18 protein-coding genes are annotated in these 26,096 nt (G+C 54.1%); 15 read left to right on the top strand and 3 right to left on the bottom strand.

The window, feature by feature from the left end; translation table 11 throughout:
* The first annotated feature begins 18 nt into the window (after positions 1-18).
* The 6 genes from A3841_RS03440 (at position 19) to A3841_RS03415 (ending at position 9,053) form a co-directional block, all read left to right on the top strand.
* Positions 19-1,161, top strand: coding sequence for an efflux RND transporter periplasmic adaptor subunit (locus A3841_RS03440; RefSeq protein ID WP_073850914.1), 1,143 nt, complete (start codon positions 19-21; stop codon positions 1,159-1,161).
* A gap of 35 nt (positions 1,162-1,196) precedes the next feature.
* A complete protein-coding gene (locus A3841_RS03435; RefSeq protein ID WP_073850913.1) occupies positions 1,197-4,397 on the top strand; it encodes an efflux RND transporter permease subunit in 3,201 nt (1,066 codons plus the stop codon).
* Between the two features lie 241 nt (positions 4,398-4,638).
* On the top strand, positions 4,639-6,114 hold the full coding sequence (nirK, locus tag A3841_RS03430) for a copper-containing nitrite reductase (RefSeq protein ID WP_073850912.1): 1,476 nt from the start codon (positions 4,639-4,641) through the stop codon (positions 6,112-6,114).
* An 18-nt stretch (positions 6,115-6,132) separates the two neighbouring features.
* A complete protein-coding gene (locus tag A3841_RS03425) occupies positions 6,133-6,915 on the top strand; it encodes a formylglycine-generating enzyme family protein (protein WP_073850911.1) in 783 nt (260 codons plus the stop codon).
* A 41-nt stretch (positions 6,916-6,956) separates the two neighbouring features.
* Positions 6,957-7,589, top strand: coding sequence for an SCO family protein (locus A3841_RS03420; protein ID WP_073850910.1), 633 nt, complete (start codon positions 6,957-6,959; stop codon positions 7,587-7,589).
* Between the two features lie 51 nt (positions 7,590-7,640).
* Positions 7,641-9,053, top strand: a complete 1,413-nt coding sequence (locus tag A3841_RS03415; RefSeq protein ID WP_170866139.1) for an alginate export family protein — start codon at positions 7,641-7,643, stop codon at positions 9,051-9,053.
* An 86-nt stretch (positions 9,054-9,139) separates the two neighbouring features.
* Here A3841_RS03415 and A3841_RS03410 read toward each other — a convergent pair whose 3' ends face one another.
* Positions 9,140-10,015 (bottom strand): SDR family oxidoreductase, encoded by an 876-nt coding sequence (locus A3841_RS03410; RefSeq protein ID WP_073850909.1) that lies wholly within the window; start codon positions 10,013-10,015, stop codon positions 9,140-9,142.
* 100 nt (positions 10,016-10,115) lie between these two features.
* Here A3841_RS03410 and A3841_RS03405 point away from each other — a divergent pair, with 100 nt between their 5' ends.
* Entirely contained in the window at positions 10,116-10,541 is a 426-nt protein-coding gene (locus tag A3841_RS03405) for a nuclease A inhibitor family protein (protein ID WP_073850908.1), read from the top strand.
* Positions 10,542-10,547: 6 nt separating this feature from the next.
* On the opposite strand, the gene A3841_RS03400 is transcribed toward A3841_RS03405, so the two are convergent.
* Entirely contained in the window at positions 10,548-12,002 is a 1,455-nt protein-coding gene (locus tag A3841_RS03400) for a phytoene desaturase family protein (RefSeq protein ID WP_073850907.1), read from the bottom strand.
* 95 nt (positions 12,003-12,097) lie between these two features.
* Here A3841_RS03400 and A3841_RS03395 point away from each other — a divergent pair, with 95 nt between their 5' ends.
* From A3841_RS03395 to A3841_RS20815, 4 genes are all read left to right on the top strand, one after another.
* Entirely contained in the window at positions 12,098-12,928 is an 831-nt protein-coding gene (locus tag A3841_RS03395) for an SDR family oxidoreductase (protein ID WP_073850906.1), read from the top strand.
* Positions 12,929-13,072: 144 nt separating this feature from the next.
* Positions 13,073-14,296: a BaiN/RdsA family NAD(P)/FAD-dependent oxidoreductase gene (locus A3841_RS03390; protein WP_073850905.1), complete on the top strand. Its 1,224-nt coding sequence runs from the start codon at positions 13,073-13,075 to the stop codon at positions 14,294-14,296.
* Positions 14,297-14,377: 81 nt separating this feature from the next.
* Positions 14,378-14,827: a ferritin-like domain-containing protein gene (locus tag A3841_RS03385; protein ID WP_073850904.1), complete on the top strand. Its 450-nt coding sequence runs from the start codon at positions 14,378-14,380 to the stop codon at positions 14,825-14,827.
* Between the two features lie 100 nt (positions 14,828-14,927).
* Positions 14,928-15,149: a DUF6544 family protein gene (locus tag A3841_RS20815; protein ID WP_394332883.1), complete on the top strand. Its 222-nt coding sequence runs from the start codon at positions 14,928-14,930 to the stop codon at positions 15,147-15,149.
* A 419-nt stretch (positions 15,150-15,568) separates the two neighbouring features.
* On the opposite strand, the gene A3841_RS03380 is transcribed toward A3841_RS20815, so the two are convergent.
* Entirely contained in the window at positions 15,569-17,422 is a 1,854-nt protein-coding gene (locus A3841_RS03380; RefSeq protein WP_073850903.1) for a DEAD/DEAH box helicase, read from the bottom strand.
* 659 nt (positions 17,423-18,081) lie between these two features.
* On the opposite strand from A3841_RS03380, the gene A3841_RS03375 reads away from it, so the two are divergent.
* The 4 genes from A3841_RS03375 to A3841_RS03355 all read left to right on the top strand — a co-directional run bounded on the left by A3841_RS03375 (position 18,082) and on the right by A3841_RS03355 (position 26,089).
* Entirely contained in the window at positions 18,082-18,618 is a 537-nt protein-coding gene (locus tag A3841_RS03375; protein WP_073850902.1) for a hypothetical protein, read from the top strand.
* Between the two features lie 168 nt (positions 18,619-18,786).
* A complete protein-coding gene (locus A3841_RS03370; RefSeq protein ID WP_073850901.1) occupies positions 18,787-22,182 on the top strand; it encodes a UvrD-helicase domain-containing protein in 3,396 nt (1,131 codons plus the stop codon).
* Between the two features lie 118 nt (positions 22,183-22,300).
* A complete protein-coding gene (locus A3841_RS03365; protein WP_073850900.1) occupies positions 22,301-22,735 on the top strand; it encodes a VOC family protein in 435 nt (144 codons plus the stop codon).
* A gap of 441 nt (positions 22,736-23,176) precedes the next feature.
* On the top strand, positions 23,177-26,089 hold the full coding sequence (locus A3841_RS03355; protein WP_073850898.1) for a PD-(D/E)XK nuclease family protein: 2,913 nt from the start codon (positions 23,177-23,179) through the stop codon (positions 26,087-26,089).
* Positions 26,090-26,096 lie beyond the last annotated feature (7 nt).

The following is a 26,096-nucleotide window of genomic DNA, read 5'->3' as shown; positions in this document are numbered from 1 at the left end:
CAATCAGAGAAAAAGAGAATGAAGAGGAAATACGTATGGCTGGCCGCGGCCGTCATCAGCCCAACTATACTTATGTCGTGCGGCGGTGATAAAGCCGGACAGCAGCAGATGAACCCGGCCGCCATGGCCGTACCGGTAAATACTATCAAGGTTTCGGAACAAAGCGTCACAGGAAAGGATACGTACCCCGGTACGGTTACCGCGCTGCAGGAAGTGCAGCTCCGCCCGCAGGTTTCGGGCTACATCACCGATATCTATGTGCAGGACGGGCAGCGTGTAAAGCGGGGCCAGAAGCTCTATGAGATAGACCGCAGCAAATACCAGGCTTCCTACCAGCAGGCGCGGGCCAACCTGGCAAGTGCCGAGGCCAACCTGGCCCGGGTGCAGAAAGATCTGGAGCGTTACGAGCGCCTGGCAGAGCGCGATGCGATCGCCAAGCAACAGCTGGATTATGCCCGCACGGAGGTGCAAACTGCTAAGGCACAAGTTGCCTCAGCGCAGGCGCAGGTGCGCAGCGTTTCCACCGACCTGGGTTATTCCGTTATCAATGCCCCCTTCGATGGCAATATTGGCATCTCGCAGGTACGGGTGGGAGCTCAGGTATCGCCGGGACAACCCTTGCTCAACACCATCTCCTCCACTGATCCGATTGCCGTGGATATCGTGATAAACGAGCAGGAGATTGGCCGCTTCAACCGGATGCAGCAGGGCAACCAGCCAGACTCCCTCTTTACCATCACCCTGAACAACGGAGAGCAGTACCCGCACAATGGCAAGCTGCTTGCCATCGACAGGGCCATTGGCCGCCAGTCGGGTACCACCACGGTGAGGGTACAGTTCCCGAACCCGGACGAGCAGCTGATCCCGGGCATGACGGTATCACTGAATGTGCTGAACCAGGACATTGGCGATCAGCTGGTGATCCCTCACAAGGCCGTGACGGAGCAGCTTGGGGAGTTCTACGTGTATGTGGTGCAGGGCGACTCCGTAGTGCAGCAGAACGTGCAGCTGGGCACGCGTTTTAAGAGCAGCATCGTGGTACGCGAAGGCCTGAAAGAAGGGCAGCAAATCGTTACAGAAGGCGTGCAGCGCCTGCGCCAGGGCGCCAAAGTACAGGTGGGTGAGCCACAGCAACAGCCGCAGGCCTCCAGCCAGAAATAATTTCTATCAATTTAGAGGAGATTTAGAATAGTAAGATGATATCAGATGTTTTTATAAGACGGCCCGTCACCGCCATGGTGATCTCGATTGTGATCGTTCTGGTGGGTACGCTGGCCATGATGAATTTGCCTGTCACGCAGTATCCGGACATCTCCCCTCCTACGGTAGCCGTATCGGCCACCTACACGGGCGCTGATGCCCAGACGATCGAGCAGATCATCGCCACACCGTTGGAGACGCAGATTAACGGCTCGCCGGGCATGGCCTACATTACCTCTACCAACACCAACGGCATGCTGAGCATGACGGTAACCTTCGAGGTAGGGACCGACATCGACATTGCCACCCTGGACGTGCAGAACCGGGCCAGTATCGCGGAGCCGGCCCTGCCGGAGGATGTGCGCCGCCTGGGCGTAACTGTGCGTAAGCGTAACCCGAGCATCATGATGGTGATTGGTATGTACTCGCCCAACCGTACCCACGACGTGGAGTACCTGGACAACTATACCAACATTTATGTGCGGGATGCCCTGATGCGCGTGAAGGGTGTGGGGGATATTTTCTCCATTGGCCAGGACTTCAGTATGCGCCTGTGGCTGCAGCCCGACAAGCTGGCGCAGTACAACATTGGTACAAGTGAGGTGATCGCCTCCATTCAGGAGCAAAACCTGCAGGTGGGCGCTGGTACCGTAGGATCCGCCCCGCAGTATGATTCCCAGTCTTTCCAATACCCCATCACGGTAACCGGCCGCCTACAGACGCAGGAGGAGTTTGGCAACATCATCGTGCGGACCAACCCGGCAGATGGCTCACTGGTATACCTGCGCGACATTGCCCGCATAGAGTTCGGTCGTTTTGACTACAACAGGGGCGCCACGATTAACGGCAACCCGGCCACCATGATGCTGATCTACCAGGCTCCTGGTAGTAATGCCCTGGAGACAGCTGAAGGCATTTATGCTGCGCTGGATGAGATTAAAGTTTCCTTCCCTGCCGATCTGGACTACATAGTATCGTTTGAGTCGGTGTCGGTGGTAGAGGCATCCATCAACGAGGTGGTGCGCACCCTGGTGGAGGCGCTCATACTTGTGATTATTGTGGTATTCCTGTTTCTGCAAAGCTGGCGGGCGACGCTGGTACCGATCCTGGCCATTCCGGTTTCTATTATTGGTACCTTCATCTTCTTTATCCCGCTGGACTTCACCATTAACACGCTGACATTGTTCGGTTTCGTGCTCTCCATTGGTATTGTGGTGGATGACGCCATTGTGGTGGTGGAAGCGGTGCAGCACAACATGGACCACGAGGGGCTATCGGCCAGGGACGCGACACGCAAGGCCATGAAAGAGATCACGGCACCGGTAATTGCCATTGCGCTTATACTTGCTGCGGTGTTTATTCCTGTAGGCTTTATTCCGGGCATCGTAGGGCGCCTGTACCAGCAGTTTGCCATCACCATTGCAATCTCTGTATTGATCTCTGCCTTTGTGGCGCTTACGCTCACACCGGCGCTCTGTTCGCTGATGCTGAAGCCGATGAACGTGAACAAGAGCTCCAAAGGCATCAACAAGTTCTTCTACCGCTTCAACAACTGGTTTGGCCGCACCACGGAGTCCTACTCCAGAGGTGTGCGCAAGTCGATCAAGGCTACGCCGCTGGTGCTTATCCTGCTCGTCCTGCTGTATGCGGGTACCACCGGCATGTTCATGACCAAGCCATCGGGCTTTATTCCTACAGAGGATGAGGGCCGTCTGTTTGTGTCAGTAGAGCTGCCTGAGGGTGCCTCCAAGAGCAGAACGGAAGCTGTTTTGGGCCAGATGGGGGAAATGATGACGGAGGTACCGGCTGTGAAGAACTATACCGCCATCTCCGGCCTGAACGCCATCAACTTCTCCTTCAAGTCTAACAGCGGTACTTTCTTCATACAGTTGCACCCTTGGGAGGACCGTAAGGATAAGGCTGACCAACTGGCAGGCGTAATGGCCACGATGCAGCAGAAGTTTGCCACCATCAAGGAAGCGAATGTGATCGTGGTGGCGCCGCCTGCCATTCCTGGTCTGGGTGCCTCGGGTGGTTTTACCTTCGTGCTGCAGCAGCGCCAGGCAGGCTCTACCCAGGAGCTGGAGCAGGTGATGGGGCAGTTCTTGGGGGCGGCGAATGCCCGTCCGGAGATTGCCATGGCCTACAGCTTCTTCAACACCCGGACCCCGGGCTACCACGTAGAGGTTGACCGCGAGAAAGCCAAAAAGCTTGGCGTAAGCGTATCTGATGTGTACGCTACTCTTTCCACTTACATGGGTAGCCGCTACGTGAACGACTTTACGCGCTACGGCCGTAACTTCCGGGTGGTGGCGCAGGCCGATACCGCTTTCAGGATGGACATCGAGAGCCTGAAGCAGTATTACGTGATGAACCGCCAGGGCCAGTCAGTTCCGCTGAGCGCACTCGTAACCGCTGAGGTAGAGGAAAGAGCCGCTGTGATTTCGCATTACAACCTGTTCCGCTCCGTGGATATCAACGGCAGCGCAGCACCAGGCTATAGCTCCGGCCAGGCGCTGCAGGCCCTGGAGGAAGTGGCGGCACAGGTGCTGCCGGCCGGGTATGGCTACGAGTTTACGGGCCTGAGCCGTGAGGAGCAGGCAGCCGGAAGTACGACCATCTACATCTTCGCGCTTTCCATACTGCTGGTGTTGCTGTTACTGGCGGCCCTGTACGAGAGTTGGTCCGTGCCGTTCTCCATCCTTTTTGCCATTCCGCTGGGAATGTTTGGGGCTATACTTGCCCTGACGCTCCTGCCCAAGCTGGACAATAACGTGTATGCCCAGGTAGGTATGATCACATTGATCGGTCTGGCTGCCAAAAACGCCATTCTGATTGTGGAATTCGCCAAGGAGCGTGTGGATCGGGGCATGGAGCTGATTGAGGCGACCATAGAGGCAGTGAAACTGCGTCTGCGCCCTATTATCATGACATCACTGGCCTTTATACTTGGCGTGACGCCTCTTGTCATGGCCTCTGGTGCCGGTGCCGTATCCCGTCAAACGATCGGGTGGGTGGTAATCGGTGGCATGTTGGCGGCAACGTTCCTGGCCATCTTCGTGGTGCCGGTGCTGTACGTGGTGATAACCAGAATCGCTTACGGCAAAAAAGGCCTGGAGGAGTTACGTGCGAACGCAGACTACCGGCCTGACGATGAGGAAGGCGGCGATCCTACCTACGTGAATCCTCATTCCTAAATCATCCGGATAGTTTCGGATTCCATCAAACAGCCCCGGCTCATCTAAGCCGGGGCTGTTTTTTTTTCGCGTGGCCTGAAGTATGGCCCTGCAGTATCATACTTTAAAACACTAAAATATTCCTGCTTAAGCCCTTTTTGTACCCGGGTGACAAAAGTCATCCGGCGGCATGACAGCTGTCATGAATTAGAAGAGAAAGAGGTATTTATTTAGCATAAGAAATCTTCTAAACAACACAAGTATGAAAAGGTCTACACTCAAAAAAACAGTAGTGCTACTTGGCCTGGGCCTGTACAGTATGGGCATCCTTAGCTCCTGCAGTACGCAATCCTCGCACGCGGAAACTGCGGCTAAAACCGATGATGCCATACCGAAAGAGCTTCCCACCGTGGAGGCGGAACTGACGGATGCACCTAAAGTGCCGGCTCCTATCACACGCAGCCATGCCGCCAAGGTGGTGGTGCGCCTGGAGGTGACGGAGGTGGTGAAGAAAATGGCGGATGGCGTGGATTATACTTTCTGGACATTCGGCGGCTCGGTACCGGGCAAATTCATCCGTATCCGCCAGAACGACGAGGTGGAGTTCCACCTGATGAACCACCCTGACAGCAAAAACCCGCACAACATCGACCTGCACGCCGTTACCGGCCCGGGCGGTGGCGCTGCCTCTACCTTTACCGCTCCTGGCCACGAAACGGTTTTCAAGTTTAAGGCGCTCAACCCCGGCTTGTATGTTTACCATTGCGCCACGGCCCCAGTGGGCATGCACATTGCCAACGGTATGTACGGCCTTATACTTGTGGAGCCGGAGGAAGGGCTGCCTAAGGTTGACAAGGAGTACTACGTGATGCAGGGCGACTTCTATACAAAGGGCGATTTCGGGGCGCCTGGCCTGCAGCCTTTCGATATGCAGAAAGCCCTGGACGAGAACCCCTCCTATGTGGTGTTCAACGGCTCAGTGGGAGCCCTGACCGGCGATAATGCCCTGACAGCCAAAGTAGGCGAAACCGTGCGCCTGTTCGTGGGTAACGGTGGCCCCAACCTGATTTCTTCCTTCCACGTGATCGGCGAGATCTTCGACAAAGTATACGACGAGGGTGGCTCCACAGCCATCGAGAACATCCAGACAACGCTGGTGCCAGCCGGTGGCACTGCCATCACAGAGTTCAAAGCCGATGTACCGGGCAACTACGTGCTGGTGGACCACTCCATCTTCCGGGCTTTCAACAAGGGCGCGCTGGGCATGCTGAAAGTAGAAGGCACCGAAGACAAGAAGATCTATTCCGGACAGATCGTGCAGAAAATCTACCAGCCGGAGGGCTCTACCGTGCAGGAGATGCCATCGGCAGGAGCGCCTAAGGCAGCCATCGCCTCCAGCAAGGATATGCGCCTGGAATTGGGTAAAACCCTGTACGCCCAGAACTGCCAGGCCTGCCACCAGGCCGAAGGACAAGGTATAAAAGGTGCCTTCCCTCCGCTTGCCAAGTCTGATTACCTGAACGCCGACGTGGACAGGGCCATCGGGGTGGTAGCCCACGGCCTGGAAGGGCAGATTAAAGTGAACGGCGAGCTCTACAACAGCACCATGCCTAAGCTCAAGCTTTCAGACGAGGAAATTGCCAACGTGATGACCTTCGTGATGAACAACTGGAGCAACAAAGGCGGCGAGGTGACACCGGACCAGGTGAAGAAAGCTAAAGATAATTACAAGCACTAACCCTTAAACCCCAGAGAGATGCTTTACAGACTGATCGTTTTGTTACTGTTGATGGGAATCAGCTTTAAAGCGCAGGCACAGAAGCCCCTGCCCCAGGATATGGTGTTGGTAAAGGGCGGAGCTTTTGTGCCCCTCTACGGGGGAGATTCCGCAGCGGTTAAGGTGAAAAGCTTTGCGCTGGATGCCTACCCGGTCACCAATGCCCAGTACCTCCGCTTCGTGAAGGAAAACCCGCAGTGGCGCAAGTCAGCGGTAAAAAAGCTCTTCGCGGACGCGAACTACCTCAGGGGCTGGAACGGGGATTTAAGTATAGGGGCCGCGGCAGACCAACTGCAAAACAGCCCGGTGGTGAGCGTGTCGTGGTTTGCGGCCAAAGCCTACTGTGCGTGCCAGGGCAAGCGCCTGGCCACCGTGGAGGAATGGGAATACGCCGCCCTGGCCAGCGAGACAAAGGCCAACGCCGCCAACGACGAGAAATTCTATCAGCGAAGTATAGAATGGTACAGCCAGCCAAACCCCACTTACCTGCCGCCCGTGCAGCAAAGCTTTAGAAACTACTATGGCCTGTATGGCATGATTGGGCTGGTGTGGGAATGGACACAGGATTTCAACTCCTCGCTGCTCATCGGCGAATCCAGGGCGAATGCCAGCCTGGACCGGCAGCTGTTCTGTGGCTCGGGCTCCAGCGGGGCAAAGGATACCAAAAACTACGTGGCCTTTATGCGCTACGCCTTCCGCTCCAGCCTGAAGGCAAACTACACGGTCTCTAACCTCGGCTTCCGCTGCGCGCAGAGTTTATAAGATTTGATTTATACTTGGTATACACCCTTCTTCTAAAAAACATGAAACGTCTTCTACCCTTCTCTTTTATACTTGGCCTAGCCCTGAGCAGCGGCTGCAGCCAACCCGAAACCACTGATGCCCACGCTGCGCACCATGCGCCGGAACAGGCCATACAGGCTTTACCAGCCGCCGAACTAGGCGACATGTCGCTGTACCAACTGGAATCAGAATGGCAAACCGAGGAAAATGAAACAATACAACTGGCCGACCTGCAGGGCAAAGTGCAACTGGTGGCGATGATGTACACGAGCTGCACCTATACCTGCCCCCGCATCGTGGCCGACCTGAAGCGCATTGAGGCGGGCATCGACAAGTATAAAAACGAGGTGGGCATTGTGCTGGTAACCATGGACCCGGCCAACGACACGCCCGAGAAGCTACAGGAATTTGCTCTGGAGAATAAGCTGGACCCTAATCGCTGGCAACTGCTGACCAGTAACGACGAGAGCATCCAGGAACTGGCGGTGCTGCTGAACATGAAGTATAAAAAATCCCCGAACGGCGACATTGCCCACTCAAACATCATCTCAGTGCTGAGTGCGCAGGGTGAGATCATCTACCAGCAGGAAGGCCTCGGCAGAGACCCGGACGAGACCGTGAAAAGTATAGAAGCGCAACTGCAAAGTATGTAAGCGGCGGCCCAACCGATCGACAGTATGAAAGCCCTCTCAAACGCATCGCTTATGAAAAAACGTCTACTCCGCGCGCTCCTGCTGTCAGGGGCCGGTATTCTACTGCTGCAGCATACTGCTTCGGCGCAGCTCTCCTTTACCGGGCAGCTCCGCACCCGCACTGAGTTGCGCGACGGGCAAGGCACTTTGCCAACGTCTGACACCAAAGCCAGCGTTTTTACGAGCCAGCGCACCCGCCTGAACCTGAGTTACAGCACGGATCGCTACCGCTTTTTTATCTCGGGGCAGGATGTTCGAGTGTGGGGCGCCGATCAATCCACCATCAGCAATCTGGAGGGCGGCAAGTTGTTCCTGCACCAGGCCTGGGGCGAGGTGATCCTTAGCGATTCCTCAAGTATAAAAGTGGATCATCTAAGTATAAAAGCCGGACGCCAGGAAATTATGTATGACGACTCCAGGCTGCTGGGCAACCTGGACTGGCTGCAACAGGCCAGGCGCCACGATGCGGTGGTGCTAAAGTTCAGCCATAAGGGTTGGGTGGCGGATGCCGGTTTTGCCTTTAACCAGAACCACGGCAAAGACACCCCGGGCAAGTCCGGCAACATCTACCAAAGTATACCGGCCGTGCCGGTGGCACCGGGTACCAACGGCATCGGCATGCAATATAAAAGTATGCAGTACGGCTACGTTGCCAGAACGGGCAGCTTTGGTAAACTGAGTATGCTGGTGTTTAAAGATGATTTCCAGAAGACGGAAACCGTGGAGGGCACCACTACTTTCAAGGAAGGCGTGAATAGCCGGGTAACTATAGGCGGCGCCTTATTCGCTAATTTATCAGGCAACCTAAGCCTGAACGCCGCGGCCTATTACCAGGGCAACAACGACCGCCTCGGCCATAGCCTGGATGCCTACAACCTCACGATGGATGCCGCTTATACTTCCGGAAAGTTCACTATCAATCCCGGCTTTGATTTCCTTTCCGGCAATAACACAAGCAAGCAAAGCAAGGTGAACCACCGCTTCGACCCGCTGTATGGCACGCCGCACAAGTTCTGGGGCTTTCTGGATTACTTTTACGTGGCCGATGCTTTTGGAATGGAGGGCAACCCAACCCGCTCCCCCGGACTGGTGGATTACTTCATCCGCAACAAGTATAAAACCAGCGATAAACTGCTCCTTACCCTGGACCTGCACGAATTTTACGCTGCCAACAGCCTAGCACCGAGCGAGGCGCTCCCCCACCTGAAACCATCCGGCAGGCGATTCGGAACGGAAATAGATTTCGTGGTAAACTACAGCATCTTCAAAAACGTGAGCCTGGAAGCCGGTTACGCCACCATTTTTGCGACTGATAACCTGAAACTGGTGAAGGCGCCAGCCGCAGCAAAAGAAGACCGCGGCCAGTGGGCCTACCTGATGCTCAGTATCACGCCGGATTTTCTGGCGAAAAATGATGGGAAATGATGCTAAAAGTATAACCACAGGAAAACAACAAAAAGCGCCTCTGCCATACTTGCAGAGGCGCTTTTTTATACTATCACAGGAAATATTTACTGTCCTTTTCCGCGCATCTGCTTCTCCATGGCATCCCACATCTCCTGCGGAATCTGATCGAAGGCGTTGAACTCGCCGGCTCCGTAAAGCCACTCGCCCCCGTCTATCGTTACCACCTCGCCATTTACAAAGGCTGCGTAGTCAGAAACTAAATAGGCAGCCAGGTTTGCCAGCTCCTGGTGCTCGCCAAAGCGGCCCACCGGGATACGTTTTACCGGGTCCAGCTTGTCAGCCAGCTGCTTGGGGAACAGGCGGGTCCAGGCGCCCTCGGTTGGGAACGGACCCGGGGCAATGGCATTGGAGCGGATACCGTACTTGGCCCACTCCGAAGCCAGCGAGCGCGTCATGGCCAGCACACCCGCCTTGGCACAGGCCGACGGCACCACGTAGCCGGAACCCGTCCAGGCGTAAGTGGTCACGATGTTTAGGATGGTCGCCTCCTGCTGCTGCTCAATCCAATGCTTGCCCAAAGCCAGGGTGCAGTTGTAGCTTCCTTTCAGCACGATGTCGGTTACCACGTCAAAGGCTTTGTGGCTCAGGCGCTCGGTGGGGCTCACAAAGTTGCCGGCTGCATTGTTCACCAGCACATCCACCCTGCCGAACTTATCGAGTGTGACCTGCAGCATGGCCTCTATTTCGTTATACTTGCGCACATCGCAGGCAATGGGCAAAACGGTGCCTCCGGTCTCTTCCTCCAGTTCTTTGGCAGTCTGCTCCAGCACCTCCAGTTTGCGGCTGCAGATAACGGCGTTGGCACCGAGCTCCAGGAAATATTTCACCATCGAACGGCCCAGTCCCGTGCCCCCACCCGTCACGATGATGGTCTTGCCTTTCAGGGCGCCTTCTCTCAGCATTGGTTCAGCTTTAATCATAGGTCTATCGTTTAAGGTTATGCGGCTATACGTAACCGAATCACACTAAAGATAAGTATAGCCTGGCACTCATACTTATCAAGTTCGAAAATTAAGGGAAATGAACAAAGAGCAATTGCAGAAAGAGCTGATGCAAGCCGTGGATGGGCTGCTGATGCAAAGCGAAATTGAGGCACCGTTTGAGTTTGTTTATTTGGAGCAGCCGCAGGGCCGGCAGCTAAGGCCCGAAGACGTGGTGGAGCATGCCGGCAAACCATCCGGCATGGCTGTGAAGGTGCATACGCTGGAGGAATTTCTTAGCCAGATGCAAGGCGTGGATTCTGACGTGAGAAAAAGTACCCCCGACGGGCAAGCCGCATACAGGCGTTTAACCGAAACCCTGCTGCGCCTGCTGCAGGACGTGAAAGTGTACAGCATCACGCAGATCGGAACGGAGGCCTACATTCTGGGCAAAGCGGAGGATGGGAACTACGCCGGCCTGCGCACCATGTTTATTCAGGATGAGGCAAGTATAAAGGAGGAATAGCGGCGGCTAATAGTGGTCCTGGAGCAGCTTGTTCGTTGCGATGATCCCGCTCAGGCAAACGCCCGGAATGCCCTGCCCCGGATAGACGGTGTCGCCGCAGAGGTAGGCGCCGCGGTGGTCCAGGCGGGCATCTTTCATTTGCCAGGGCTTGATGTGGCGGTACTGCGGGTAGCCGCCCACTGCGCCGTACGCCCGTTTGGTCCAGAAGATCCAGCCGCCCGGTGTGGCCGATTGCACCCGAATTATACTTTCCCGCTTGAAAAGGCCCCGCTGCACCAGCACCTGAAGTATGGCCTGCTCTAAAGCCGTTTTGTTTTGGATGATGCATTGCTGCGGATGGTGCACGTGCGTGCTTATACTTGCCACCATTTCTCCTTCCGGCGCCCTCAATTTATCCTCTGGGTGGCTAAAGCTGATGAAAATGCTTTTGCTTCCGATCTCGGGCAGCCCCTCCGGCACGTGCAGCTGGTGGTGCAGCACCTGCTTTGCCTCTTCCGCCCGCAGTACCAGCGACATGGTAAAAGCACCGTTCAGCTGCCCGCTCTCCAGCACGTAGGGTTTCAGCCGCTGTTGCATCTGCTCCTCTTTAAAAAGCTGGAGTGTGTTGATTAGCGGGATGCCGGAAATCATAAACCGGCTGCTGATACTGCCTCTGTTCGTTTCCAGCCGGTAGCCATCCCTTAAACTTTTTACCAGCATCACCTCCCGGCCATACTTGATGATCGAGTCTTTGGAAAGTATAAACTGCTCCAGTGGCTTTACCAGATTTATCAAACCGCCGGGCACATAGTAGTTGTTGTACAACGTATAGCACAGGGCCGTGGCGCCGAAAAGCTCGTTCACCTCCGGCAAATAGCTTTGGGCCGTTATCAGCAGCTGCTCGTTCACGAAATCCACGAACAGCTGGTTCTGTAGCAGGTCATACTTTCGCAGCACCTCCTCCATCGTCCGGAACGCCTTGGGCAGCAGCATTAGCTGACCGGGCCTGGCACGTAGCCCCGATAGCAGCACATCCTCTAAATTAGAGAAAGGAAAGCTCTGTTGCTGCAGCGAGGTTCGCCATACTTGCTGGCTAACCTTGTAGCAATGCTCCCAGAACGCGCGCTGGTTATACGTGCCAAACACCCGCTCGGCTTCTGTAATCCATTGCTCCAGGTTGCCATAACGGGTCACGGTTTGGCCATCGGGCAGGTGCACCTGCATGGGCGGCTCCAGCCGCTGCACGGGCACGTTTATACCTGTCTCATCCAGCAGATAGCGCAGCGGCATGTGCGCGTCCAGCCCCACCAGCGTGGTGGCGCCTGTCTCGAACCAGTAGCCCTGGCGCTTGTAGGAGGAGGCACACCCGCCCGGGTATTTGGCCTGCTCCAGCACACAAACCCTCAGCCCGCGCTTCGCCAGCAGGGCCGCTGCCGTCAGCGACCCAACCCCAGAGCCGATTATTGTCACGTCATAGCGCATTTATACTTTACTTTGTGCCACTTTAAGCAGGAGTATTGCCATTCTAAACCAATCGGTCTGCGTAATGTTGTGGAAGTATAAAAGAAGACGATAACATGGAGGACAAACGGACGATCAGCATCATGGGCTGCGGCTGGCTGGGCATGCCCCTGGCGGAGCGGCTGCTGCAGCAAGGGTACTCGGTGAAGGGCTCGACCACCACCCCCGAAAAAATTGAGGTGCTGCTGGAGAAGGACATACAGCCTTACCTGCTGGACCTGGGCAGCGATTTGCTGGACAAGCCCGCGCTGGAGGATTTCCTGGATACGGACGTGCTTGTACTCAACATCCCGCCGCACCTGCGCTCCGACGGCGGAGAGGCCTACATGAGCCAGATGCAGCTGCTGCTCAGGTTCCTGCTGGATTCGCCGGTGAGCCGCATCCTGTTCGTTTCCTCCACCTCTGTGTACCAGGACCTGAACCGCGTGGTAACTGAGGAAGATATTAGCTTTACCGAGGAGCTGGAGCCCAAAAACATGCTGCTGCAGGCGGAGCAACTGATTCAGGACCGGGAGGACTGGGTAACGACCATTGTGCGTTTCGCTGGTTTGGTGGGCGGCAACCGGCAACCCGGGCGCTGGCTGGCAGGCAAGAAGAACGTGCCGGACGGGGACGCGCCGGTAAACCTCATCCACCGGGACGACTGCGTGAACATCCTCTACCGCATTATTGAGCAGGAGCGCTGGGGCAAAGTATACAACGCCTGCGCCGACGAGCACCCACGTCGCAGGGATTTTTATACTTCCACTTCCGTGGCCTTGGGACTGGCGCCTCCTGAGTTCCAGGACATGACGGAGACCCGGTTCAAGCTCATCAACAGCCAGAAATTAAAGGACGAGCTGTCTTATACTTTTGTACACCCTGAGCCGATGGCTTTCTTTTCGTAGCTTTGTAGCTGATCGTTAAGAGTTGATTGCTGATTGTTGGAGTAGTTATTTCTGTTAAAACGCACTGCTGGCGGAGTCGCAAAACGATGCGTCTCTCTCCTATTTGCAACAACAGGCAACGGTCAGTAAACTACAGATCTTGTAATGGACATAGTTGTAATAGGTGGCGGGGCCGCTGGTTTTTTTGGAGCGATAACAAGTGCGGAGGCAAACCCGCAGGCAAAGGTGCTGCTGCTGGAGAAAACGACCAAGCTGCTCTCGAAGGTGCGCGTTTCGGGCGGGGGACGCTGCAATGTTACCCACCACTGCTTTGTGCCCACCGTTTTCGCGCAGTTCTACCCGCGCGGGGCGAAGCAACTGAAAGAGGCGTTCAAAGTATTCGGTGCCCGCGAGACGGTGGACTGGTTTGCCCGGCGTGGCGTAAAGCTGAAGGCCGAGGCAGATGGACGCATGTTCCCGGTTACCGATAGTTCCGAAACCATTGTGGACTGCCTGCTGCAGCAAGCCCGTAAAGCCGGAGTGCAGATAAGAACCGGTGCCGCCGTGGAAAGTATAAAACCCGTGCAGGAAGCGGGGCAGACATACTTTATACTTCAGCTCGGCAGTGGCGAAAGTATAAAAGCAGACAAAGTACTGGTGAGCACCGGCGGAAACCCCAAAAGTCAGGGCTATGACTGGCTTCGCCAGTTAGGGCATACCATTCAGGAGCCCGTGCCGTCGCTGTTCACCTTCAATGTGCCTTCCTCTCCCCTGAAAGATTTGCAGGGTGTGGCGGTGCCGCACGCGCGGGTACGCATTGCCGGCCAGAAACTGGAGTATGAGGGGCCGCTGCTCATCACCCACTGGGGGTATTCCGGCCCGGCGGTCCTGAAATTATCCGCTTGGGGCGCCCGGCATTTTTACGAGCAGCAATATACGTTTACGGCCCTTATCCAGTGGCTGCCGGAGCATACCGAAGAGCGCCTGCGGGAGGAGCTGCAACAGTTCAGGCAGGCGCACCCTAAGAAAAACGTAGCCACTAACCCCCTTTTCGGGCTTCCGCAACGCCTCTGGCAGGGCCTTACCCGGTTGGCTGAGGTGCCGGAGCAGGTGCGTTGGGCGGAGCTTCCCGCCAAGAGCACCAACAAGCTGGTGGAGGCGCTGCTACGCATGCCGGTGGCGGTAAACGGCAAAACCACCTTTAAAGAGGAGTTTGTGACCTGCGGGGGCGTGGACCTGATGGAGGTGAACATGAAAACTATGGAAAGCCGCGTGCAGCCGGGTTTATACTTTGCCGGCGAGGTGCTTGATGTGGACGGCATCACGGGCGGCTTCAACTTCCAGGCCGCCTGGACCACCGGCTACCTGGCAGGCATTGCAATGGCTTAAATTTCATTGGGTTATCAGAATTGGCAACCAAAGCACTTCCATATCAGTATGAATGCATATTAGATCAAAACCGATAAAACTATGGAAATTAATAAAGAAGTACATTCTACTGTACACCACCTGATAGAGCGCTGCAAAGACGGAGCCAAGGGCTATAAGACCGCCTCTGAGGACGTTGAGGATCAGGACCTGAAAGATTTGTTCCGCAAGTATGCCGTGCAGCGCGACAGCATGATCACAGAACTGCAGGACCAGCTGCACCAAATGGGCCATACCGATGAGGAGTCCAGCTCTATTGAAGGCACTATCCACCGCGCCTGGATAGACCTGAAGTCTGCCCTGTCCTCCAAAGACAGGGTGCGGGTGCTGGAGGAGTGCGAGCGCGGCGAGGACTATGCGGTAAAAGCCTATAAAGAGGCGCTGGAGAAGGACCTGCCAGCCCACCTAAAGCAGATTATTGAGCAGCAGTACAAGGATGTAAAGCATGCCCATGACCACATCCGCACTCTGCGCGATGCCGCAAAGGGATAAGCTATACGCTGATTATAGCATAAAAGCATAAAAAAGGAGCCTTTAGAGGCTCCTTTTTTATGCTTCCCACTTTTCGTTTTGCTTAAAACCGGAAGCATCACTGGTTATACATCTGGCCGAAACACCCTTGCGCCCGGCAGCATTTCTGCATAACCAGATAGTATGGCAAAAGGCCGGTGCCAGCAGTGTAAGGGCAAGTATAACAGACGCGGGTATTACGGTAAACGGCGAGTTCTTTTTCAATGACCGTGGACAGGTAAACGAATTCCGGGCAAATGACAGATTTTGTTGTCCCAGAAACAGCAAAGAACACCAACGTTAGAGATAGCCTGACTTGTACGACAGGTACCGTGAGCTAAATGGGATTCAAGATCCGACGGTGGTACGGGCGGCCACATACTACAAGGGCAGGAATATGCATACTACAGTGACGGAATAATGGACTTCACCTATATCAGAGATTCTAAAGTATAGCCTGAAAAAACAATAAGGGTAGCATCCGTCTGATGTTACCCTTATCGTATCTAACTGCGTGAACAGTTAGCTTAATCTTCCAACCTTTTTATGATACTCTTTTAACGGCAGTATTACGGAAAGGTTATGCCGTTTTCAAACTTTTTTAAATCAAAAGGGCCGACGTTTCAAGTCGGCCCTTTCTTCAAGCTCGGAAGTTTAAACTTCTTGCGCTGATTACTTTAATATATACGTGCCATAATTGGCAGTGTTTCAGAAAGAACAAGATTAAAATCTTCTTTTACGGAATCCGCCGCCACCTCTTCTATCACCGTCACGATCTCCACCGCCACCGCCGCTACGACGGTCTCTGAAACCACCGCGATCACCACCGTAACCTCCGCGGTCTCCACCTCGGTCACGATCGCCGCCACGGAATCCGCCGCCGCCTTCACCCCGGAAGCCTCCGCTTCTGCGGCCGCCTCTGTCCCGGTCACGGTCGCCGCCGCCTCCAAAGCCAAAGTCCTCGCCGCCTTCTTTCGGGCCCGAGCCTTTCTTCTGCGATTTCTCCACGATCACCAAACGGCCATCGTACTCCACGCGTCCGATGCTCTCCACGATCTCTGCGGTATACTCGGTGGGCACTTCCACAAAGCTGAACTTGTCGTACAGGTCAATATCGCCTACACGTCCTTCCGGAATGCTGGAGTTCTGCGCCAGCAGGTCGATCAGGTCGCGCGGGTGCACACGGTCTTTCTTGCCGATGGTGATGAACAGGCGGTCCATGCCCTCTTTGGTAGCTCCCAGGCCTTTTTCCGCCTCGGCTCCTTTTTCCTTCACCTTCTGCTCCTTCAGGTTCATCTTGAGCAGGGCTGCCGCTACGTCAAGGGGCGTATACCCATCCGTTTCGTTCACGAAACGCTCAATACGGGCAACATGCTTGGCCAGTTGGCCTTTGTCCAGCACTTCCTTCACTTTATCGAAGAAGATGTTGGTGCGGATCTCGTTCACGTCCTCCAGGCTAGGCACCTGCTGAAGCACGATCTTGGCCTTGGTATAGCGCATGATGTCCTTCAGCTTGTAACCGTCTGAACGTCCTCCCACAAAGGAGAACGCCTTGCCGGACTTGCCGGCACGGCCGGTACGGCCAATGCGGTGCACATAAGATTCCTCGTCCTGCGGCAGATCGTAATTGAATACGGCCTCTACGTTTTCTACGTCCAGTCCACGGGCGGCCACGTCTGTAGCCACCAGTATCTCCAGCGTTCCGTTTCGGAACTTGTTCATCACGGCTGTGCGCTGGTTCTGGTTCAGGTCGCCGTGCAGGGCGTCGGAGAAATAGCCACGGGCCTGCAGGCCGCTTACCAGGTCATCCACCATACGCTTCGTGTTACAGAAGATGATGACGGATTTCATGTTATACATGTCCAGCAAACGGGAAAGAACTTCCTGCTTGGCGCTGTTGCGTACTTCAAAATAAGCCTGGTCGATGTTGGTTACGGTCAACTCCTGGTGCACCACTTTCACGAGCACAGGGTCTGTCTGGTAACGCTTGGTCATCTCCATGATCGGCTTCGACATAGTGGCCGAGAAGAAGATGGTCTGACGGTTTTCCGGAATGCGCTCCAGCACATACTCAATATCCTCGCGGAAGCCCATGTCAAGCATTTCGTCCGCCTCGTCAAGTATGATTTTCTTCACACCGTCCAGCACCAGGGTGCCGCGGTTGATGTGGTCCATTACACGACCGGGCGTACCGATCACGATCTGAACCCCCTGCTTGAGGGCGCGCAGCTGGCGGTCATAGCTCTGGCCACCGTAGATCGGCACCACGCTGATGCCTGTCTTATACTTTGCCAGTTTCTGGATCTCTCCGGATACCTGAATGGCCAGCTCACGCGTAGGGCACAGGATAAGTGCCTGCACACGTCGGTCATTCGGGTCAATGGTTTCAATGGTTGGGATGCCGAAAGCGGCGGTTTTGCCAGTGCCGGTCTGGGCCTGGCCGATGATGTCTTTTCCTTCTAAAACAACCGGGATTGCTTGTGTCTGGATGGGGGAGGCTTCTTCGAAACCCATGTCAGCGATGGCACGCTGCACTTCCGGCGAAAGCGGAAGCTCTTCAAATCTGATTTTGTTCATCTAATTTTTTATAACTGATACATCTGGAGGCAGTCTGCTAATCAACCATTCTCTGCACTTAAGAGAGCGACAAATAAAAAACAACTATGCTAGCCAACAGTGTAGTAACCAGTTATCTGTAAATCAGACCGAATCCAAATCAAGCTGCAAAGGTACTTAATCTAATTGATATTTGCTACTCCCTTCCGAAAATTACCATTATATCTTAATTGCATCTCTATTTCCTCCTTTAACCCTCATAATCAACCCATTTACTTAAATTAATAGTTTAAATATGTATACTTAAATTTTAATGATATATTACGGCTTATTTTAAAATAAATATGGAATAAAGGCAACTACGGGAATGCCGACACGTTAAAACAGTATATTTACTCGCAGAATAAGTATACTCACCACAGATTATACTTTACAATGAATTAATTTTACTTGGACCGCGTAATATACTCACACAAGCCGAAGTCTTACCGCCTCTTTAGCCAGCTGAGTCCTTATGCTTACCACACTGAATTGCACTGATAGTATTAAAATTTTGAATAAAGGAACCTCCTAGGAGCTATAACCATAGCTTTCAAGCACTTATATGCTTTCCCAGAAGATTCAGGAAGATACTTACAAAAATATATCAAAAATATCCCTAACCTCTTATTCTTTTCATTATGCTGCACTTCTCCAAAATCTCAACAAAAGGCAAGGATTTTAACCTCATCGCGTCAGGTGCGCTGGCATTCAAAATCCACAACAAGATCCTCAAGGACGAAACATTCCACAAAGGCGCCAAGATAAGCCGCAACATGCTGCTGGGCGGCGTACCTGCCAAGGCCCTGAACACCGACCGCCGCAACGTGTTCTATGTGATTCTCTCGGATGTGGACCGCACGAATGTAGAGCAGCTTTGCGAGCTGATTGCACAGGAGCGCAGGAAAGGAAGTTATGCTGTTTGCCAGGTTATTCCGCTGTACTATAACGAGCCCTCGTTTAAGGCCCTGAAAACGCTGCGCCAGAACTTCGATGAGGTGATTGAGCTGAACAAATTTAACCTGGGCTCCAGCAAAGTATTGATGAGTTCCGAGCAGCAGCGTTGCCTCATTACCGACTATTCCCTCTCCATGGCCCGCATCATGTACCACGTGTGTGTGAAGGACTTCGCGTCGGTTGCCACCGAAGCAAAAGGCGAACTGGTATACGCCGGCTAAACACAGCTTACTAAAACGATATCAGGCCTCTGCTCCGAAATGGGCAGGGGCCTTTTTTCTTATCCTGTTGTATCCCTTATACTTATCACTCGGCTGCCAATATTTTCAGCCAGATGTTAGAAGGAAGAGCCGGCAAAACTGTATCTTTAAAGTATAGCTACCACTGCCATGCCATCCGTTTTTAAGATATACTCCTCCTCTGCCGGCTCGGGCAAAACCTATAACCTGACGAAAGAATACCTGAAATTGGCCCTGCATACGGCAGACCCGGATTATTACCGCGGCATTCTGGCCATAACCTTCACCAATGATGCCGCTGCCGAAATGAAGGAGCGTATACTTGGCGCGCTTCGCAACTTTAACGACAAAGGAATTACGGAGAAAGAGCAGCAGAAAAGCGAGAACCTGTTGCGCCAGATCACCGAAGAACTGCAGGCAGAGTATCCTGAAGAGCAGCTGGACGTGGAGGAGGTACGGAAACGCGCGGCTATACTGTTCCGCCAGATACTCTACAACTACTCCGAATTCAGTGTGAGCACGATCGACAGCTTCGTGAACAGGATCGTGCAGGCCTTTACGCGCGAACTGAACATCCCGCAGAACTTTGAGGTGGACCTGGACTCCAATACCTTGCTCAGCACGGCCGTGTCGCTGTTGCTGGACAAGGTGACGGACTCAAAGGACGACCTGCTCTCCCAGACGCTGGAGCAGTATGCGCTGGAGAAGGCCCGCGAAGGTAAAAGCTGGACCCTATTGCCCGACGATTTGATGGACTTTGCCCGCAATTTATTAAACGAACAAGTATATGAGGCCATCACCGACCTGCAGCAGCTGAGCCTGGAGGACTTTAAGCAGGTGCGCGAGCAGTTATACTTAGTACAGCAACAGGTGGCCGAAACGGTGCAGGAGGCGGCGCAGCAGGCCCTGCAGCTCTTCGAGCAGGCCGACGTCTCCCCTGCCGACCTCTACCAAAGCACCCGGGGCATCTGGTCCTACTTCAACACCTGGCTCAAGTCAGTGGACCTGAACTATGGCAACAACTACGCCCGCCAGACGATTGAGGACGATAAGTGGTATGCCGGCAAGGCCTCTGCTTACGCCAAGGCGCAGATCGAAAGTATAAAGCAGCCGCTTACCGATTTATACTACCACATTGAAAGTATAAAAGAACAGTATGCCGCCACTTTTACGCTGGTGCAACAAGTAGTGCCGCATCTCTATAAAGTATCCTTGCTAAACGAGCTGGAAAAATGCCTGCAGGAAATCAAGCTCGACAAGAATACGGTCCATATCTCCGAGTTTAACAAGCGCATCATCGATATTGTACTCAAAGAGCCGGTGCCGTTTATTTATGAGCGCCTGGGCGAGAAGTATAAACACATCCTGATCGATGAATTTCAGGACACTTCGGTGCTGCAATGGAACAACCTCTTGCCGCTGGTAGACAACGCCCTGGCCTCGGGACATTTTAGTATGGTGGTAGGTGATGCCAAGCAGGCGATCTATCGCTGGCGCGGCGGCGAGATGGAGCAGATTCTGCACCTGTATAAAAACTCCACGCGCCAACTTTACGAAAACCGCCGCCATGGCCCGCTCATTCGCGAGCGCTATGAATCGGTGGACCAGGCGCTGCAGCCGCAGAACCTGAGCGTTAATTACCGCAGCCGCTCCGAGATCATCGACTTCAACAACGAGCTCTTTACCTTCATCTCCCAGGAGCACCCGGAATTCGGTATGTTCACGTCCATCTACGACAAGGACTTTGCCCAGCAGGTACCTACGGGCAGCGACAAAAGCAGCGGCCATATCCAGATCCTGTTCACCCACGACGATGACCTCAACTACAAGTATGATTTGAACCGCTGCGAGCGCACGGAGGAATTCTATGCGGGTTATCAGCACAAAGAGCTACTGACCTACGACGAGAGTACGCTGAATATGGTACTGCAGCTGGTGCAACAGGCACTGGCCGAAGGCTATACTCTGAAAGACATCGCCATACTTTGCCGTACCAACCAGAAGAGCAAGCTCATTGCCAAGTTTCTGAAAGAACGCAAGTATGACATCATCTCCCAGGACTCGCTCTCGCTGCAGTTTGCCGAGGTCATCAACCTGATCATTGCCATGTTCCGGGTCTTCAACCGCCCCAACGATTCGCTGGCTAAATCAGAGGCGCTGTACCTGGTCTGCAAAGTATCGCTGGGCGTGATTCCGGATGTGGAGATGACTAAGACCATTGCCGACATTGCCAACGATAAGGAGAACCAATCGTTCTTCGGCCAGCTGCGCGTGTTCGGTTTTGAGGTGCAGGAGCGCGAAACGGGCAACCTCTCTATTTATGAGCTGACGGAGAAGCTGATCCGCATTTTTGATTTGCTGGGCAAGAACAACGAGAGCGAGTACCTTTTCCGCTTCCTGGACTTGGTGCTCGAGTATAGCCTAAAGCACAGCAACAACCTTAATAACTTCCTGGCTTACTGGGATGTGCAGAAGGAGAAACTAAGTATAAATACGCCCAAGGACCGCGACGCCGTCACCATCACCAGCATCCACAAGTCCAAGGGCCTGGCCTACCCGATCGTCATCATCCCGTTTGCCGACTGGAGCACCGAGCCGAAGCGGGGCTCGCTCATGTGGAGCGCTTTGCCCGAGGAGGTAAGTGTGACAGGCAAGTTGCGCAGCGTGGCAGTTAACATAAGTTCTAAACTGGAGAATACGACGCTGGCCAAACAGTACAGCACCGAGATCGAGAAAACCTTCATCGAGAACCTGAACATGCTCTACGTGGCCCTCACCCGCCCAATCGACAGATTATACTTGATCGGCAATGCCAAAGACCTGCTGGAGGAGCGCAAGGCGCCGAAGCTGGACGGGCAGGCCAAAAACGTGAGTCATATATTATACCGCTACTTGGCACACAAAGAGCTGTGGACATTCGGCCAGCATTGCTACCAACTGGCGCAAGGCAGGCCGCAAAGTATAAATCATCGCCCCACCGACGAGAAAGCCTACTTCCTTGACCACCTGACCTCTGCCGACTGGGAGCAGCGCCTGAAGATAAAGCAGCACGCCAACAACGTGTTCGACTTCGAAACGCAGACCGTGCAGCGCCAGCAGAACCGCAAACTGCACTATGCCCTGGCCCGCATCGCCTTTGCCCCGGAGCTGGACAAGGTGCTGCGCCAGATGGGCTACGAAGGCATCATCAGCGAGCGCGAAAAGCCAGACCTTAAGCAAAAGCTGACACAGGTGCTGCACCACCCCAAACTCAGCCGCTACTTTACCAACAAAGTGGTAGTAGAGCATGAGAAGGAAGTGCTCGACGCCCGCGCCTACCTCTACAAACCCGACCGCATCGTGTTCGACGGAGAGGCCGTGGTACTGCTAGAGTTTAAGACGCCGCCACCCGAGCGGGAACACAAGTATAAACTGGACCATTACGCCGTACGCTTCCGGCAGTTGGGGTATCAAAACGTAAAATGCATCCTCTTTTATTTCGAAACGGAGCAGGTGCTGGAGTGGCAATACGGCGGTAAGAAGGCAGAGCAGTTGGGGATGTTTTAACCCCACCCCGGCCCTCCCCTAAAAACAGGGGAGGGTGAAATATAAAATACAAGTATAAAATAAATAAAAACCTTAACACCCCCTCCTGTTTTTAGGAGGGGGCAAGGGGGAGGTAACCATGGAACAAAGATTAACGCTCATCACCTTAGGGGTACGAAACCTGCAGCGCGCCAGGGAATTTTACCAGAACGTTTTTGGCTGGCAACCTACGGAGAACGACTCTGAAGGCATTGTCTTCTTTCAATTGAACGGCATGCAGCTGGCCCTTTTCCCGCAGGAGTCCTTGGCTGACGATGCAGGTGTTCCTCCGGAAGGCAGCGGCTTCAAGAAGTTCTCGCTGGCCTACAATGTGCGCTCGGAGCAGGAGGTGGATGAGCTGGTGGCACAACTGGAGGAGAAAGGTGCTACGGTAGTAAAACGCCCCGAGAAGGTTTTCTGGGGCGGCTATAGCAGCTACATCTCCGATCCGGATGAAAACCTGTGGGAGATCGCCTACAACCCCTTTCTGCTGCCAGATGAGCCGAAAGGACATAGGCATACTTCTATACATTAAGGCAAACATAACTATGCAAAAGTTAATCAGAGTCGGATAGATCGTCGCTGCTTTGCTGGTAGCGGTAAATCTTATACTTGATAAAGCATACATTACTTCTGGTCCGTCTGTTATGGTTTTAGCTGTGGATACCTTTGTACAACTGCTGATGCTAATTGGCTTAGGGTGCATCATAGCCGCACTAGCATCTGCTATACCTTTTAAAAGTAGGAGCTATAGTGAACGCTATAAAGTTATGTTGCCTTTTGCTATTGCGCTTACCGCTGGGCTGCTGAATGTAATGCTGCTCATTCTCATTAATCCTTAATATCTTACTTCTGTCATCCTGAAAGGATCTTGCTGGCAAGTTTTAAGACCTTAACTACTAGAACCAGGACTCTTCCAGAATGACAATAAAGGAAATTCACTCAATCGCTCATTCACCCATTCAACATTCCATCCGTGCAAACCTTTCTGGAGCTAACGGCCAAATACGTTTACGAGAAGTATAAAGAGCACATCAGCGACCTATGCATCGTGCTGCCGTCGCGGCGTGCGAGCTTTTTCTTTAAAACTGCGCTGGCACAGGCGTCGCCGGAGCCGATCTGGTCGCCGGAGGTGTATGCGATGGAGGACTTTATCCGCAGTCTCTCCAAAACCGAAGTACTGGAGCCGATTAACCTGCAGCTGGAACTCTTCGACCTCATGCGCGAGCAGGATCCCAAACTCGACTTCGACAACTTCGTGACCTGGGCCGGTACCCTGCTGGAGGACTTCAGCCGCATCGACCAGAACCTGGTGGACACGAAGAAGCTGTTTGAGTACCTGGGTGAGGCGAAGGCGCTGGAGCGCTGGGATCCGAAGTTTTTGGGCAAAGAGCTCTCTCCTACCCTTAAAAAATATTTCAGCCTCTGGGACAACATCGAGAAGACGTACCACAACCTGCAAAAGCGCCTGCTGGAGAACAAGCAGGCCTATACAGGTATGGCTTTTCGGAAGGTTGCCAGGGATATCGATAAAATAGCCAAGGAAAGCACGTGCCACCAGTTCATCTTCATCGGCCTCAACAGCCTGACCAGCTCCGAAGAGAAGATCATCCGTACCCTATTAAAGCATGAGAAGGCCGAAGTGCTGTTTGATACCGATGATTTTTACATGGACGAGCAGGGCCTGAGCAACCGCGCCGGAAGTTTCCTGCGCAAGTATAAAAGCACCTGGAATTTACCGGAGTGGCGCTGGCAACAAAACTTACTCTTAACGGACGAGAAGGAAATCAACGTGATCGGCGTAGCAAACGCGAGTATGCAGGGCAAGCTGGCCGGGCAACTGCTGCAGGAGATACGCGAGCAGAACCCGCATGCGCAGACCGCCATCGTGCTGCCCGACGAAACACTGTTGCTGCCGGTGCTGCACTCCATTCCGGAAGATGTGCCCACTTATAACGTGACCATGGGCCTCAGTTTCCGGGGTACGCCGCTTTTTAACCTCATCGATTTGCTCTTTGAAGTACACCTGACGGGTGTCACGCAACTGCAGAGCTCGGGCTATAAAGTATACCAGTACCACCACCTGAGCGTGACAAAGCTGCTCACCCACCCTTTCATCCGGCGCTATGAACTCGCTTTAAACGATGACCCGGAGCAGGCCCGATATCATGGGATGATCCAGCAGGTGCTGGATAAAATGGTGCAGGAGAACCGGGTGCTCATCACGGCGCAGGAGCTCATCGACCTGAGCCAGCACCACCCGCTTTTCGAAACGCTGTTCCGTACCTGGCGCGACTGCGACGATATTATCGTGGCGATGTACGAGCTCATCGAGTTGCTGCGCCAGGTGTACACGCACGGCCGCAACAGCATTGAGACGGAGTACCTCTACATCTTTTATACTTTGGTCAAGCGCCTCGATACGATTTTCGACTGCCGCGAGCACAAGATTTCGGTGCGCAGCTTCCGCAAGTTTTTGTATGAGCTGATCGGGCAAACGCGCCTGCCGTTTAGCGGAGAACCGATCTCCGAAGTACAAATTATGGGTATGCTCGAAACGCGCGCGCTCGACTTCGAGAACCTTATTATACTTTCGGTGAACGAGAACGTGCTGCCGGCGCCCAAGCGGCAGGAGAGCCTGATGCCGTACGACGTGCTGCGCGAGTTTGGCCTGCCCACTTACTCAGAGACCGAAGGGGCTATGGCCTACAACTTTTACCGCCTGTTGCAGCGCGCTAAAAAGATCAACCTGCTCTACGTCCTACCCTCCGACACCTACGGCTCCGGCGAGAAGAGCCGGTTTATACTTCAGCTGCAGAACGATTTAGCGCTGCGTAACCCCAAGATCACCTTCCGCGACATGATTGCGGCGGTGGAGCAGCAGGAGATGCGGCAATACGAGGAGGACATCGTGGTGCCCAAGTCGCCGGAGATTCTTGCCCAGCTGCGGCAGGAGTTGGAGCGCGGCCTCTACCCTTCGCACCTGAACATGTACATCAACTGCTCGCTGCAATACTACTTTACCCGCATCGCCAAAATGCAGGAGATGGACCAGGTGGAGGAACAACTCGGCGCTGACCAGTTCGGTACCATCGTGCACCAGGTGCTGGAGGATTTCTTCCGTCCACACGAGCAAAGCGGTGAGCCTATACTTGCCGAACATGTGACGCAAATGCTGCAGGCGCTGCCGGAGAAGGTGAAGCAGGAGTTTAGTAAGGTAACACGGGGCGCCAAACCGGAGCGGGGCATGAACTACCTGCTCTTTAAAGTGGCCGTAGAAGTGCTGGAGAAATACCTGCAAAAGCTGAAAAGTTCGGACGAGCTGCCGCTGTACGTGCTGCGCCTCGAGGAAACGCTGGCCACCATACTTCCGGTGCAGGTGGGCGATGAGGTGGTAAATGTGCGCGTTGCGGGTAAAGCCGACCGCATCGACCTGACCGGGAACGAACTGCGCGTGATCGACTACAAAACCGGAAAAGTAGAGCAGAACCAGTTGCGCATCAAGCCGGAGGACGTGGAGCTGCATTTTCTGTCCGACCGCAAGTATGATAAAGCGCGCCAGCTGTGGCTCTACGAGTATGTGCTCAAGCGGGTGCTGGAGGAGCAACCCGAAACCATACTTCGCAACGCCGGCCACATCCTAGCGCAAAGTATAAATCCGAAATCTGGTATCCTCTCCTTCCGCAACCTGGATGCTGGCGTGCTGCTTTCTGATCTTCCCTTTTCAAACAGTCATGCTGCAGCTGAATCCTCTGGGTTTGTGGCAACATCGGAAGCCATCCTCACCGATTTTGTGCGCCGCATGCTGGACCCCGAGGAGCCGATCCGGAAAACGAAAGACCTGGACGTGTGCCAGTGGTGCGCCTACAGGGGAATTTGCGCGCGGTAGCGAAGTA

Origin of the sequence: Pontibacter flavimaris, assembly GCF_001907195.1 — a bacterium.
Taxonomy (GTDB): Bacteria; Bacteroidota; Bacteroidia; order Cytophagales; family Hymenobacteraceae; genus Pontibacter; species Pontibacter flavimaris.
Note: the sequence above shows the minus strand (reverse complement) of the source record. Positions and strands in the feature narration are given on the sequence as shown.

Excerpts from the sequence above, each read along its gene's own strand:
- A3841_RS03440 (WP_073850914.1), top strand. The coding sequence starts at position 19 with ATGAAGAGGAAATACGTATGGCTGGCCGCGGCCGTCATCAGCCCAACT.
- A3841_RS03435 (WP_073850913.1), top strand. The coding sequence starts at position 1,197 with ATGATATCAGATGTTTTTATAAGACGGCCCGTCACCGCCATGGTGATC.
- nirK (WP_073850912.1), top strand. The coding sequence starts at position 4,639 with ATGAAAAGGTCTACACTCAAAAAAACAGTAGTGCTACTTGGCCTGGGC.
- A3841_RS03425 (WP_073850911.1), top strand. The coding sequence starts at position 6,133 with ATGCTTTACAGACTGATCGTTTTGTTACTGTTGATGGGAATCAGCTTT.
- A3841_RS03420 (WP_073850910.1), top strand. The coding sequence starts at position 6,957 with ATGAAACGTCTTCTACCCTTCTCTTTTATACTTGGCCTAGCCCTGAGC.
- A3841_RS03415 (WP_170866139.1), top strand. The coding sequence starts at position 7,641 with ATGAAAAAACGTCTACTCCGCGCGCTCCTGCTGTCAGGGGCCGGTATT.
- A3841_RS03410 (WP_073850909.1), bottom strand. The coding sequence starts at position 10,015 with ATGATTAAAGCTGAACCAATGCTGAGAGAAGGCGCCCTGAAAGGCAAG.
- A3841_RS03405 (WP_073850908.1), top strand. The coding sequence starts at position 10,116 with ATGAACAAAGAGCAATTGCAGAAAGAGCTGATGCAAGCCGTGGATGGG.
- A3841_RS03400 (WP_073850907.1), bottom strand. The coding sequence starts at position 12,002 with ATGCGCTATGACGTGACAATAATCGGCTCTGGGGTTGGGTCGCTGACG.
- A3841_RS03395 (WP_073850906.1), top strand. The coding sequence starts at position 12,098 with ATGGAGGACAAACGGACGATCAGCATCATGGGCTGCGGCTGGCTGGGC.
- A3841_RS03390 (WP_073850905.1), top strand. The coding sequence starts at position 13,073 with ATGGACATAGTTGTAATAGGTGGCGGGGCCGCTGGTTTTTTTGGAGCG.
- A3841_RS03385 (WP_073850904.1), top strand. The coding sequence starts at position 14,378 with ATGGAAATTAATAAAGAAGTACATTCTACTGTACACCACCTGATAGAG.
- A3841_RS03380 (WP_073850903.1), bottom strand. The coding sequence starts at position 17,422 with ATGAACAAAATCAGATTTGAAGAGCTTCCGCTTTCGCCGGAAGTGCAG.
- A3841_RS03375 (WP_073850902.1), top strand. The coding sequence starts at position 18,082 with ATGCTGCACTTCTCCAAAATCTCAACAAAAGGCAAGGATTTTAACCTC.
- A3841_RS03370 (WP_073850901.1), top strand. The coding sequence starts at position 18,787 with ATGCCATCCGTTTTTAAGATATACTCCTCCTCTGCCGGCTCGGGCAAA.
- A3841_RS03365 (WP_073850900.1), top strand. The coding sequence starts at position 22,301 with ATGGAACAAAGATTAACGCTCATCACCTTAGGGGTACGAAACCTGCAG.